Origin of the sequence: Pseudoalteromonas sp. 68 DY56-GL68 (assembly GCF_041414825.1) — a bacterium.
Classification (GTDB): Bacteria; Pseudomonadota; Gammaproteobacteria; order Enterobacterales; family Alteromonadaceae; genus Pseudoalteromonas.
On the sequence record NZ_JAOCZL010000006.1, the window covers coordinates 299,097 to 313,107 of the forward strand.

Sequence of the window (14,011 nt, forward strand, 5' to 3'; positions counted from 1 at the left end):
AAATGGGAAATCAACATAATGCTTATGTAAACTGCAATTTAACAACAAGCATAATAATAGACGCCCTAAAATTTGATTAGTTCAAAAAAACTTTAAAAAAATTTAATTTTTTATCAGAGCAAGCATTTGCTCTTCATCAAATTGAGTAAAACTCATTGATTTTTCGGTAAATAATGCATCAACAAGGGCTTGCTTATGCTGCTGCATTTTAAACACTTTTTGTTCAATTGAGTTAGCCATAATCAATTTATAAACAAACACAGGGTTAGTTTGGCCAATACGGTAGGCACGGTCTGTCGCTTGTTTCTCAACAGCAGGGTTCCACCAAGGGTCAAAATGAATCACAGTATCGGCTTGAGTTAGGTTTAACCCTGTACCGCCGGCTTTAAGGCTAATTAAGAATACAGATGTATCACCTTGAGTAAACTCTTCGATAACACGGTCACGGTGTCGTGTTTGCCCGGTAAGCATACTAAAGCGAATGCCAAGCTCATTTAATCGCTCAGCTATCACATCAAGTGCCATGGTGAATTGACTAAATATAATCACCTTACGACCTTCGCTAAGCATGATAGGCAAATGCTTAGATAACCACTCAAGCTTAGCGCTGCCAGCCTGTGAACTAGGGTCGATCAATTTTGGATGACAGCAGATTTGTCTGAGCTTTAATAATGCATCTAAAAAAGCTAGCTTACTTTTTTGCACACCTTGCTGGGCAAATAGGTCGACTAATTTCTGTTCTAAAGATTCAGTTATACCGGTGTAAATTTCTTTTTGTTTGCTTTCAAATTCGAACTCTTTAACTAGTTCAGTCTTCTCTGGGAGTTCTTGCGTTACCTGTGCTTTAGTACGACGCAAAATAAATGGCATAATTAACGATTTAAGCTCATCAGCACGGGCAACGTCGTTATCACGCTCAATAGGCGTTTGAAAATAGCTCTTAAAATGTGCTTGCGAACCAAGTAAAGAAGGCATCGCAAAATCGAGTAAGGATTTAAGCTCAAATAAGTTATTTTCGATAGGCGTACCGCTTAAGCAGAGCTTAAAGTCAGCATTCAGACGCTTGACCAAGCGTGAAACCTGCGCAGCATCGTTTTTGATATATTGCGCTTCATCAAGAATGATGTTTTCAAAATACAACGGCGAATAAAAGGCAATGTCACGTTTCAACAGTGGGTAAGTTGTTAAGATACAATCTGCTTGCGACAGCTGTTGTAATTGGTCACTGCGCGCAGCACCAAAGACGGTGGTGATTTTTAAGTTGCTCGCAAACTTATTAATTTCACTTTGCCAGTTACCGACCAAGCTGGTTGGGCAAACAATTAACGTAGGGCCAGCTTGTGGTGATTGCTTGGCATTAGCTAAAAAGGCAATAACTTGTAGGGTTTTACCTAGCCCCATGTCATCTGCCAAAATACCACCAAGTTGATGTCGTTTTAAAAAGTTAAGCCAATCAACTCCGTGTTGTTGATACTCACGCAATTGCACACCTTGGTTTAAGCCTTGAATATCGGACTTTTTAATAAGCTGCTGTGAGCTATTTAATTCAGATAAGTAAGCATCTAGAGCGTCGTCAACAATATTAATCTTAATTGCTTTTTGCTCGATAAGCTTAGGCAAAAACGATAAAGGCATTAAGATTTCGTCACGGGTTTTAATGTACTCAAATCGCTTGCGATAGTCATTTAATTGTGTGATTGCATTTTTTTCTACTACAGCAAAACGTTTTCCCACATTGAAGTAATAAAACAGTTCACTTTGTCTATTAAGAGATTGGAAGTCGGAATTCTCTGTAGTAAATAGTTGTAGTGTTTTGACTCCCGAGATCACGATTTTACTAACTATCTGATGGCCTTTACCACGCTCAACTTGGAGTGAAAGTTGTTTTAGAACTTTGCCTACGTCTAACTCATCATTAATCTTCCAACCTCGTTTTAATAAGTTTGGAATTATTTCGAACTTTAACCAATGTTCATGAATAACTGATTGTTTATTAAAGACAAACTCTGACTGTAAAGCCCCTTTACATAACTCAAAGCCAAGGTTAGTTAACTCATTTACAACAGTGTTTTCTAATGACTGATTTAGTATATCCGCTGGCGCTTGGCTTAAGTCATACAAAGAGTTTTGATAATTAAACTGCAATGATAAACGAATTGTTCCCTCATCATTATTAATACTGATGACTGGGAATACCGTTCGGGCGAGGCTTTTTTTACTTTGCTTAAATGCATGAGGGATCACACCTTCACCAAAATTATCATTGAGTTGTTGATAAACGCGGTCAAAGTTCTCTGTGTGAATAGCAGGCATATTGGCAAGTAAAGCAATCTCATCTGCCGTTAACGGAGTACGAATACGACCTACCTTTAGTTTTTCAGGGTCAAGATAAGTAGGGGGGGTTGTTTTAAGCAATAACCAATTATCTTGGCCAGCAAGCGTCATGCTCAACGATGTTAAGTCTTTGTTTTGTTTCCAATCAAACTCTAGTGCTTGCATGCTATCAGCTTTAATTGCTTGGCGAGAGCGACCTAAAAACAAACGCTGAGTAGCAATTAATTGCTGCAGTGCTGCAAAACCCCATTGGCCTTTTAGCTCTAATTTACCAAGGGCATTCTGAGAACGGATCCAGCTATATAAACGAAAATCAGTTTCTAATAAATCAGTGGGGGTTACAAAACTATTTAACTGCTGCTCGGTTAGGTTACGCCCGAGAGTATAATTATGATCAGCATCATAATTAGCAATTTTAGGGGTAAGGGTGACAACAGATTTCTCTACATCAAGGACGAATAATAAAACGTGTTTGGCATTATCGTTGGCAATTTGCTTAAGGGTTTTAAGCTCACTAAACCAATCGTTAATGATGTAGTCTTCCCCATAATCGCCAGAATGTTCTATTTTGAGCTTAAGAAGAACAGCCGCGATATGACGGCATTTGGTTTTAGAGCCACAAGTACAATGCGAATCAACCGAAAAGCCACTTGGTAATTTACTGATCTCAATATGCTGAGTAAAAGTATTGCCTTCGTTACCAAACATTGATGCATCGATAATACTAAAGTCACTGTTATGCTCTAACCAGTTGATTTGACCGTTCTGGTGATATTCTTTTGCTTTACTTAACACGTGCGGCTTAAATAGCTGTTTAATGAAGCGCTCGGATAGAGGAAACTGAGTTTCTTGCTCTTGTTTAATTTCTTCAAAGATAGCTAGTAAGTCACTTTTAGATAAGTTAGCAGACATAACGTTTTTGGCAGTAAAAACAAAAAATAATTCTGCCAGTATATGATCTATCAGCCCAGAGCTAAAGCACTATTGGGCAATATTGGACTGGTTGGAGCTGATAACTTGGTAAAAAACTGTTTTAAACGAGAATCAAAGCTACAAACTGACATACTGAGCATTTAACAAACAACAATCGCACAAGATACAAACAGGTTAATAACAAGGCAGGGGCTTTACAGATCAATTTTTTACTAAGCAATCTAATTATGAGAGTAAAAAGCCTGTAAAGGGGTGATTAGTTGGTAAAAAACTGATCTCAGAGTGTAATAAATACCAATTTTACTGGTAATAGATCATTATTTTACTAACAAAAGAGAAAAATAGATCACGCTTTTACTAACTGTAAAAGCGTGAGGGATCATTCTTTTACTAACTAATTAAAGCTATTTAAAAGCTTAGTTAACTGCTCTAAGCGTTTGTCTGTCATCACTTTATTATCGATTTTAACAGATAAATCGCCGCTTTTAATGTTACGCTGTACGCTGACAAACTCACTGTCGATAAGCGCTTCACGGCGGCTTGGCGCTGCAGGCTCAGCAGTTAATAGCTTAGTAATAGCAAGAGCGCGTTTATCGTCGCTGCTGATTTGCGCTATTTCGTTATCACTACTTACGTCATTTACAAGCTTGGTAAACAGTTGCTCATCACGCTCTTTGGCACTTATAAGCTTTTTCGCTACTTCACGGCCAACATGGTTTGCTGTTGGGTAAAGGCTTAAAACCGTTGAAGGTAGGTTCTCATACGCTTTGATAGCATCAGCAATGGCTGTGTGCGATACACCCTCAATCGCTGCAATCTCACGATAAGAGCCCTTTTTACCTTCAGCAATAAGCTCATCACGGGTCTGTTGATATGCTTGACCAAGCTCCCATAGGCTTGGGGCAATATATTGATCAGATGATACAGCAAGTATTTTAGCATCTTGATCTGTGAAATCTTCAGAGCTTAAAACTAAGTAATCAGAGTTACTTAAGATACATGCTTTACGACGACGAGAGCCGGCTAAAACAAGCATTTCGTCACCTTTATCCCAACATAGGGCAGGGTGCTGATTACGACCGTCTTCGGCAATCGCTGGAAGAATATCAGCGACTGACTTTTCATTTAATAATGATTGTACACGTCGGTTTTTGCCATATACCTTTGTTTTAGCTTCAATTTCAGAGCTAGGGATAACCTTACACACTAAGGTAATTAAGCGAGTAGGATCGCTAGGCGAAGGCATACTCACTACATCTCCAGCTGTTGCTTGTTCCAGTAACGCATCTAAGCTACTGCTTTCAATTGACGTTGAAAATGGATCTAAGCTGGTATCATTCTTACGTTTTTTAGCCATTTTTATTATTAACCTTACTTAGCTGGATTGAGAGATGATTGGGTTGATTGCCAATTAGAACGAATCAACATTTCTAGTTCATCAACGACATCTTTGATATTTTCTTGAGCTCGAAGGAGTGACTCTCGGCTAGCTAAGCTATCTGATGTTTTTTGATCAAAAATAGTATTAAAAGATGATGAACTAGCAGTAATAGCTGAGCTGTGATTAATCGGATAGCTCATAACTTGGCGACCAAATGCACTACGTACATCTTTGACAATGTCACGCTGCGAGTGATTTCCTTTCACATAATTAGTTACCAAGAATTGCATAAAATCCCAGCCTTGATGGCCTAGTGCTGCAACAGTATGATAAATCTCACCCAATCGTTTTAAGTATTTATTATTTGCATCAAAATCTACAGCTTCTGGATGAACCGGGATAAGCATGGATGTTGAAGCCATTAACGCGTTGTAAAACATAAAGTTAAGGGAAGGTGCGGTATCTATTAAGATAAGATCAAATTGGTCTTTCACGGGTTCAATGACTTTCTCAAGTAACTTATGATAATGACGTGTTTTATCGTAGCTAGAGCTATCTTTTAATAGAGTTGCTGTTTCATGCTCAAAGTAAAAATCATCCATACCAGACGGCAAAATACGAATATTTGGGATATGAGTTGGTAGAAAAGAATTAGTAACCAATTCATCCCAGGTTTCGTTTTCTTCAAGTTCAATACAATCACGCATTAAGTCACCGACAGTGATCGGATCTGGCTCGCTAGGAGGAAAGAAACTTGATGAAGAACCTTGCGGATCGAGGTCGATAATACCAATTCGGTAACGCTTGATATTTGTAGTAGCAAGTGCAGCGGCAATGTTCACCATGCTGGTCGTTTTACCACAACCACCTTTTAATGAATTGATAACAATAACTTGCAATTTGTCATCTACAGTACGGTGATCAGGCTTAATATCCATGATGTCAGCCATAGCAAAGATATTGACTAACGTGTAAGCATAGTGACCATTAGCTCCACGTTTGATGTTAAGTTCATCAAAATCACCATTGTCGTGGCGTCTTTTTAACGTACGATTATTACAGCCTAATAGATCTGCGGCTGCTTTTTGAGTGTAAGTCCGAAGTTCTTTTTCTTCAGACTTAAGATGAGCACGATAATGTTGAATACGTCCTTCTAGCGATTTTTCAGCAACTTCTGCTGTCGCTTTTAGTAACCTATAAGTGGCTAGCGCATTATTATTGATAGACATACTTTCTTCCTCAAAGTTATGGTTTAAGTATAATGTCCATTCAAATTGCTGTAAACAACTATTTAAGGCGACATACCTTTTATTTATAAGACATTTAATAAAGATTTGTAACTTTACTAATGCTAAGTATAAATAAGTAAGTTTAATATCGGTTAAGTATATAGGTATATAAGGTTAAGATGTTAAAATAGTGAAATATATAGCTGATTTCATTGAATATTTACTAAAAAGCCAGATCGTGTTTTTACTTGGTAAAGATCAGATCTTTAATGACTCGCAGATCAACCAATTACTAAGCAAAAGATGAGCTTTCGACTTATGCACAGTTTAGTCACTGCTTTACTCACAAAAATAGTGGTGTAGATCAATTTTTTACTAACTAAATTATAAAGTTATACACCGAGAGCATGACTAAAATGCGCAATAAGTTGGTATGGATCTGATCCATAGTTGGTACAGATCAGATCTATGCTAACTAAAGGGCTGTTTATCCACATGCTGTTTTAAAAAAGCAATTTATGTCGTGTTAATTTGCTTTAAAAAGGTGATAAGCAGGACATAATTTGAACTGAGTTAGTAAAATCGCGACCTATCAACTATAACTTAGTAAAAATCTGATCTGAAAATCAGCAATTACAAAACAGTTAGTATAAAACTGATCCAAAGAAATAAATTATGATCGGATCAAGTTTATACTAACTTAAACATTTAACTTTTGAAGTTTTATGTGTTGTTATTAACTGTCGAAGAAAAATTGGAAATAAGAACAATGAGCCGAAAGGTCAACATCTCGGTAGATAACTTACCCGATACCTTACGCGGGCAGATCCACGGGGTGGAAAGTGCAATCGATAATGAAAGTCTTGCACTATTTACAGACAACAAAGATGTGCGTGTTTCAATTGAAAATGCTGCACATGGTTTGAGAGCTTACTCAAATACATTTAATCATTATGATTTATGGGGACGTTTTGTCCGTTCTGGCCATAAGAAGCTTCCGGTTGAAGAAGCACCAAAGAAAACCATCGTTACACGAAGAATTTCTGAAAAAGTAGACGGCATTCTTTATGATGGCGAAATCAAAATTACACCTGCGGTAGTAAGCACAAGAAAAGATGGTGAAGATGTTGAATATCTTGTTTGGCCATCTGACCGAGAAGAAAAAGTCGAACGTGCCTTAATTCGTTTAGCCTCTAAAGGTAAAATTGTAAAAATCAATTTTAAGTCAGGCATTCAATACGCAGTTGTTTTTTCAATGAATGAATTAGCGCAAGAGCTGAAAGCGGTTGGCCAGTCGATGCCTTATCCGCAAATCAAAGAATCATTGGAAGCATTACAAGGTTCTAAGCTTTCTTTTAAATATTCAGCGACAGATACGCGTAACTCAGATATTGATGACTCATTTTACGAATCGAACATGAACTTTTTATCGTCACTTCATTTTAGCGGCAAAAAAGGTCAGGGTGGTAACGTAAAATGTGTAGCTTGTTTGAATGCTTTTGTTCATAACATGATCGATAACCTTGAATACAAAGGTTACTACTTTAATAGTGCTCAAGAATTAAAACGTGGTTTATCTCGTTGGATGATGCTTCGTTTATATCATTTATGGCGTTATGCGGCACCGGGTAAGACCTACCATTTCCGACTATTATCAATCATGGAAAAATACGGCTCTATCTATTCAACAGACGAAATTACAGAAAATAAATTAAAAGCTTTGCGTCGTGATATGACGACAACAATGAAAGATTTAATAGAGAAAGGTGCAATCTCTGAATATAACATTACCAATGTTAAAGATGACAAAACAGGTAATATTATTGATTACACTTACGAGATGCATCCATCTGATCAATTTTGTGATGAGATTCTTACACTAAATAAGCATAACAAACGAATCGAAATTCAAGGCGGCAAACGCATTGTTGAAAATGCTGTTTTAATCGATGAAGACAAAATTGAAGAAATAGTCGAAGACTAATTTCTTTAATACTGCTAACTATAAAGAAAAGGCCACATATGTGGCCTTTTTAACATAATCAATCTGTTACTTGTTCTAAGTAAAGTCTATCTACTAAGAAATCATATTCTCTTTTACGAGGGTGGCTTTCAGGTTTTTGATAATCAGTTAATGTACCAAGTTTTACATCAGGTTCTGGATTGATCAAAATAAAAGGTAAAGCAGCACTAACATGATATCGGTTTTGAGCGGTATATCTTACATTAACTTGTGGGCTTACTCTGGTTGGCCTGCGAATTCGTAATTTTTCTTTATCACCTAAACTTGCAACACGACTTTGTTCTTGTGCAACTAGCGCTTGCCAAGAGTGTTGGTCGATCATTCTTGGATTAGAATAACTAGCCGATTTACCCAACATTGCTAAAGCCATTTTTTTTGTTAGCGTTTTAGTTGCATGTTTGTGCATCCAAGTAAAACGAACAGAGTAGGGCGATTCAATTTCAAAATGAATCTTACGATATGCAGCAAGTGTAATGAGATTAGGCACAGCATTGTGCACCGCTTCAAACCGCGCATCATTATTATCGATAGCTATTACACTATTTTTAAAATCAGCTTTGGCTTTATTTAACTGATTTATCCTTGCAATGAAATGTTGTTTATCGACATCTTTTAAAACTAATAAGCCTGGGTGCCTTTTCAATACACGACTACTCAGACCTGACTTTTTATAAAAATCACCAAAGGAATTTAGAATTAACTTATGAGCATCATCCCCTTCAATTTTTTGCACACTAATTGAAGAAGGAACCTTCTTTTCGTCGTTTATATCGATATCTGGCAATTGATAATATGATGCCTTATGAAAACCCACTTCTTTTAATTCTTCACAAAATAAATGAGTTAATTCACTTACTAAATCAAACTGACTACGTATTTCTAACTTGGAACTCATAGGAACACATCTTACTTAAATTTAATTCAATTCTAACCTTATCACTTGATTATTTAAAGTTAATTTCTTTCGATCGCTGACCTAAAATTTAAGCGATTTATAGTATGATGTGTTCTTTATGGTGTTTGCTAGTACAACTTTTTAATTTGATCAATGTAGACTTAAAAAAGGATGTTTTAAACATGTAAAGCTGAGGTTACACTATGGCTTGATTGAAGTAAGATGTGTTCTTTTATAGTGCATAAACGAAAAATATCGTGAAACAGGTGTAACTAACTGGTATAGAACAATAAAATCTTGGAGTTCTAATTGTTAATATCGAAACTGTTTATCAAATAACGAAATAATCGTAAATAGCTGAATATTGTCCTTGAACTTAGTACGTGCAATAAGTTAGTTTTCGTTAACGGTCTATGTTAGGAATGAGGAAAGAACATGCAATCGTGGAACCCAGACAGCTGGAGAAAACTGCCGATACTTCAGCAGCCAGAGTACCCAGATCAAGAAGCCCTAAAATCTGTTGAAGGGCAATTAAAGAGCGCACCACCTTTGGTATTTGCTGAAGAGACGCGTAGCTTATACAAACAACTAGAAGCTGTATGTGAAGGCAGAGCCTTTTTATTACAGGGTGGTGATTGTGCAGAGTCATTTAGTGACTTTAATGCAGCAAATATCCGCGATACTTTTAAAACACTTTTACAAATGGCCGTTGTTCTAACTTATGGCGGTAAATGCCCTGTCGTTAAAATTGCACGTATGGCTGGTCAGTACGCTAAGCCTCGCTCATCAGATTACGAAACTATCGACGGTGTTTCATTACCTTCGTACCGTGGCGATATCATCAATAATTTCGAGTTCACGGAGCAAGCACGCGTACCCGATCCACAGCGTTTGATGACGGCATATCATCACAGTGCAGCAACGCTGAATTTATTACGCGCATTCGCGCAAGGTGGTTTAGCCGATTTACATCAAGTAAACCGTTGGAACATGGGTTTTGTTGCTGCAAATCCACTTAAAGAAAAATACCAGCAGTTAGCAGACAGAATTCAAGATGCGCTTGAGTTCATGGAAGTGTGTGGTATCGACTCAACCGTTGCACCGAGCTTAAAAGAAACAGACTTATTTACATCACACGAAGCGTTATTATTGGGCTACGAAGAAGCACTAACACGCCGAGACCACTTATCAGGTGACTGGTACGATTGTTCTGCGCACTTTGTTTGGATTGGTGAGCGTACACGTCAGCTTGATCATGCCCACATCGAATTCTTCAAAGGGATTAAAAACCCTATCGGTGTGAAAGTTGGCCCAGGTATGGACCCAGACGAGCTAATAAAACTTATCGATGCCGTTAACCCAGATAACATTCCAGGGCGCTTAACGCTAATTACACGAATGGGTGCTGATGTTCTGCCAGAGAAACTACCGGCACTAGTACGTAAAGTACAACAAGAAGGCCGTAAAGTTATTTGGAGCTCAGATCCAATGCATGGCAATACAGAAAAAGCGAGCTCAGGTTATAAAACACGTAGCTTTAATAATATTCTTCGTGAAATTAGTCAGTTCTTCGCTGTACATAAGGCTGAGGGTTCATACCCAGGTGGTGTTCACCTTGAGATGACAGGCCAGCACGTGACTGAATGTACGGGTGGTGCGTATGGCTTATCTGATGAAGATTTAGCTCAGCGCTACCGCACACAGTGCGACCCACGCTTGAATGCTGATCAAGTATTAGAGCTTGGTTTCTTAGTTGCCGATTTATTAAAAGACGCACGTAAGTAATAAGCCAAGTGCTTCAAAAAAGGCTGCATATTGCAGCCTTTTTTAATGTCCGATACTAAAATAAGTTAGTACTTACGTCTTTCAAGTCCAGTATCAGATATAATCTTTGCAGAAATTTCTTCTACTGAATGATGAGTCGAATTTAAAAATTGAATCTTTTGCTTTTTATAAAGCATTTCTACTTCACGCACTTCAATACGACACTGTTTTAAAGATGCATATTTTGAATTTGCCATACGACGCTGGCGAATATCGGCAAGGCGAACAGGGTCAATCGTTAAACCAAATAGTTTATGTTTGTAAGCTTTTAAACACTCAGGCAGGGTGCCTCTTTCTAAATCATCTTCTGTAAGCGGGTAATTGGCCGCTTTAATACCATATTGTAATGCCAGGTATAAACTAGTCGGTGTTTTACCGCTTCGGCTCACACCCACTAAAATAATGTCGGCTTCAGAGTAGTTTTTAATATTAGCGCCATCATCATTGGTCAACGCATAGTTAACCGCATCAATACGAAAATCATAACTTTTCTCGTGCATTGAATGCGTTCTATGAACCTTCGGTACCGGCGCAACTTTTAACTCTTGAGAAATTTTATCACTGTATTGTGATAAAAAGTCATAACACACTGCGCAAGACGATTTAATAATTTCACTTAGCTCGTGGTTAACAAAAGTGAAGAACACGAGTGGCTGCTCACCATCACGCTGAGCAGTTGAATTAATTAAGTTCTTAACTTCAATTGCTTTTTTTTCTGTTTCAACAAATGGGATTGTTTTATGATTAAACTCAACAGGAAACATAGATAAGGTCGCATGACCAAAGACTTCAGAGGTGATAGCTGTTCCGTCAGAAATATAGAATGCAGTTCTCATAATTAACCTTTTTATTACCTTTATCTGCAAAATAGGGGCTTCACGGTTTACGTGAGGTCTGTTGCCAGTGTAGAATGAAGCTGACCTTTTTAGAAGGTTTTCTTTCTTAACTCTCACAGTTAGTACTACAATTTGTTTTATGGAGAAAGATCCGTGCAAGAATACGTTCTCTGGTATCAAGAGCTTGGTATGCAAGATGTTCCACGTGTTGGTGGTAAAAACGCTTCACTGGGTGAAATGATCTCAAACCTAGCTAACGCTGGTGTTCAAGTGCCAGGTGGTTTTGCTACAACCGCTGATGCATTCAACGAGTTCCTTGAACAATCAGGGCTAAACTCAAAAATCCACGATATTTTAGACACATTGGATGTGGATGATGTAAATACACTCGCTAAAGTCGGTGCCGAAATCCGCCAATGGATTATCGATACACCATTCCAACCTAACCTAGACCAAGCCATCCGCGACGCATATAGCCAATTACATGGCGACGCATCTCAAGATGTTTCATTTGCAGTTCGCTCGTCTGCTACAGCAGAAGACATGCCAGACGCTTCATTCGCAGGACAACAAGAAACGTTTTTAAACGTACGTGGTATAGAGTCAGTAATGACTGCAATCAAACACGTGTTTGCCTCACTATTTAATGACCGCGCAATTTCTTACCGTGTTCACCAAGGTTATGATCACCGTGGTGTTGCATTATCAGCTGGTATCCAACGCATGGTACGTTCAGATAAAGCTTCTTCAGGTGTTATGTTCAGTATTGATACTGAATCTGGCTTTGAAGATGTTGTATTTGTAACTTCAAGCTATGGTCTTGGTGAAATGGTTGTACAGGGTGCTGTAAACCCAGATGAATTTTATGTTCACAAGCCAACACTTGCTAACGGTAAACCAGCAGTAGTTCGCCGTAATATTGGTTCAAAAGCAATCCAAATGATTTACTCTGCTGATGAATCACACGGTAAGCAAGTGGAAATTGTTGATGTAGATTCGTCACTTTCAAACAAATTCTCAATCACAGATACTGAAGTTCAAGAACTTGCAAAGCAAGCTGTGATCATTGAAAATCACTACGGTCGTCCAATGGACATCGAGTGGGCAAAAGACGGTAACGACGGTAAATTGTATATCGTTCAAGCACGTCCAGAAACAGTTCGTTCAAACGAAGACGCTAACGTGATGGAGCGTTTCCAATTAAACGGTACAAGTACAGTTGTTGCTGAAGGCCGTGCAATTGGTCACAAAATTGGTTCAGGTACAGTACGTGTACTCGATTCAATTGATGAAATGGACAAAGTACAACAAGGTGACATTCTAGTTACTGACATGACTGACCCTGATTGGGAACCAATCATGAAACGTGCTGCTGCGATTGTTACAAACCGCGGTGGCCGTACTTGTCATGCGGCAATCATTGCACGTGAATTAGGTATTCCTGCAGTTGTTGGTTGTGGTAACGCAACTGATTTAATTAAAGCAGGCCAAGATGTAACAGTATCGTGCGCCGAAGGTGACACAGGTTACATCTACGAAGGTATTTTAGATTACGAAGTACTTACTTCACGTGTTGATGAAATGCCTGAATTACCAATGAAAGTTATGATGAACGTGGGTAACCCTGATCGTGCATTTGACTTTGCACGCTTACCCCATGCAGGTGTAGGTCTAGCGCGTGTTGAATTCGTAATCAACCGAATGATTGGTGTTCACCCTAAAGCACTTCTTAACTTTGATGCACAGTCAGACGAGCTTAAAGCTGAAATTTCAGAGATGATGGCAGGTTATGAATCGCCTGTTGAATTCTACATTTCTAAGCTTGTTGAAGGTATTGCAACACTAGGTTGTGCATTTGCACCTGAGCGTGTAATTGTTCGTATGTCTGACTTCAAGTCAAACGAATATGCAAACCTTGTTGGCGGCCAGCAATATGAGCCGGAAGAAGAAAACCCAATGATTGGTTTCCGTGGTGCAGCACGTTATATTTCTGAAGATTTCCGTGACTGTTTCGCGTTAGAGTGTGAAGCGATTAAACGCGTTCGCAACGAAATGGGTATGACTAATATTGAAATCATGATCCCATTTGTTCGTACACTTGAAGAGGGTAAACGCGTTATTGAATTACTAGAAGAGCACGGCCTTAAACGTGGCGAAAATGGTCTTAAAGTAATCATGATGTGTGAATTACCATCAAATGCGTTACTTGCAGATGAGTTCTTAGAGTATTTCGATGGTTTCTCTATCGGTTCAAATGACTTAACTCAGTTAACATTAGGTCTTGACCGTGATTCAGGTTTAATTGCCCATCTATTTGATGAGCGTAACCCTGCAATCAAGAAACTATTATCAATGGCTATTCAAACAGCTAAAGCAAAAGGCAAATACGTAGGTATTTGTGGTCAAGGTCCTTCAGATCACGAAGACTTTGCAGCTTGGTTAGTTGAGCAGGGCATAGATTCTGTTTCTCTAAACCCAGATACAGTATTAGAAACTTGGTTATACCTTGCTAAGAAATTAGCCGACTAAGTACTTTATTTAACTAAAATAAAGAAC

At 38.3% G+C, this 14,011-nt stretch carries 8 protein-coding genes; 3 read left to right on the plus strand and 5 right to left on the minus strand.

The annotated features are described in order from the left end of the window. Positions 1 to 102: 102 nt before the first annotated feature. The 3 genes from NYF15_RS02095 to NYF15_RS02105 all read right to left on the minus strand — a co-directional run bounded on the left by NYF15_RS02095 (position 103) and on the right by NYF15_RS02105 (position 5,877). Positions 103 to 3,246 (minus strand): SNF2-related protein, encoded by a 3,144-nt coding sequence (locus tag NYF15_RS02095; RefSeq protein ID WP_371352618.1) that lies wholly within the window; start codon positions 3,244 to 3,246, stop codon positions 103 to 105. A gap of 415 nt (positions 3,247 to 3,661) precedes the next feature. Then, the gene (locus NYF15_RS02100) at positions 3,662 to 4,624 is read right to left on the minus strand and encodes a transcriptional regulator (protein WP_371352619.1); all 963 of its coding nucleotides are present in this window, start codon (positions 4,622 to 4,624) and stop codon (positions 3,662 to 3,664) included. A 14-nt stretch (positions 4,625 to 4,638) separates the two neighbouring features. Continuing rightward, positions 4,639 to 5,877, minus strand: a complete 1,239-nt coding sequence (locus NYF15_RS02105) for an AAA family ATPase (protein WP_130152053.1) — start codon at positions 5,875 to 5,877, stop codon at positions 4,639 to 4,641. Between the two features lie 769 nt (positions 5,878 to 6,646). Between NYF15_RS02105 and NYF15_RS02110 the strand changes: the two genes are divergently transcribed. Next, entirely contained in the window at positions 6,647 to 7,861 is a 1,215-nt protein-coding gene (locus tag NYF15_RS02110; protein WP_054553336.1) for a hypothetical protein, read from the plus strand. 58 nt (positions 7,862 to 7,919) lie between these two features. On the opposite strand, the gene NYF15_RS02115 is transcribed toward NYF15_RS02110, so the two are convergent. After that, positions 7,920 to 8,795, minus strand: coding sequence for a DNA replication terminus site-binding protein (locus NYF15_RS02115; RefSeq protein WP_371352620.1), 876 nt, complete (start codon positions 8,793 to 8,795; stop codon positions 7,920 to 7,922). Between the two features lie 435 nt (positions 8,796 to 9,230). Here NYF15_RS02115 and NYF15_RS02120 point away from each other — a divergent pair, with 435 nt between their 5' ends. After that, positions 9,231 to 10,580 carry a class II 3-deoxy-7-phosphoheptulonate synthase gene (locus NYF15_RS02120; protein ID WP_054563102.1) on the plus strand — a complete coding sequence of 450 codons (1,350 nt, stop codon included), beginning with the start codon at positions 9,231 to 9,233 and terminating at the stop codon, positions 10,578 to 10,580. Between the two features lie 65 nt (positions 10,581 to 10,645). On the opposite strand, the gene NYF15_RS02125 is transcribed toward NYF15_RS02120, so the two are convergent. Further along, positions 10,646 to 11,455, minus strand: a complete 810-nt coding sequence (locus tag NYF15_RS02125) for a pyruvate, water dikinase regulatory protein (protein ID WP_058584340.1) — start codon at positions 11,453 to 11,455, stop codon at positions 10,646 to 10,648. Positions 11,456 to 11,608: 153 nt separating this feature from the next. On the opposite strand from NYF15_RS02125, the gene ppsA reads away from it, so the two are divergent. Next, complete coding sequence (ppsA, locus tag NYF15_RS02130) at positions 11,609 to 13,984, plus strand: phosphoenolpyruvate synthase (protein WP_371352621.1); 2,376 nt, start codon at positions 11,609 to 11,611, stop codon at positions 13,982 to 13,984. Positions 13,985 to 14,011: the final 27 nt, after the last annotated feature.

Coding starts and splice junctions, on each gene's coding strand:
- NYF15_RS02095 (WP_371352618.1), bottom strand. CDS start 3,246: ATGTCTGCTAACTTATCTAAAAGTGACTTACTAGCTATCTTTGAAGAA.
- NYF15_RS02110 (WP_054553336.1), top strand. CDS start 6,647: ATGAGCCGAAAGGTCAACATCTCGGTAGATAACTTACCCGATACCTTA.
- NYF15_RS02115 (WP_371352620.1), bottom strand. CDS start 8,795: ATGAGTTCCAAGTTAGAAATACGTAGTCAGTTTGATTTAGTAAGTGAA.
- NYF15_RS02120 (WP_054563102.1), top strand. CDS start 9,231: ATGCAATCGTGGAACCCAGACAGCTGGAGAAAACTGCCGATACTTCAG.
- NYF15_RS02100 (WP_371352619.1), bottom strand. CDS start 4,624: ATGGCTAAAAAACGTAAGAATGATACCAGCTTAGATCCATTTTCAACG.
- NYF15_RS02125 (WP_058584340.1), bottom strand. CDS start 11,455: ATGAGAACTGCATTCTATATTTCTGACGGAACAGCTATCACCTCTGAA.
- NYF15_RS02105 (WP_130152053.1), bottom strand. CDS start 5,877: ATGTCTATCAATAATAATGCGCTAGCCACTTATAGGTTACTAAAAGCG.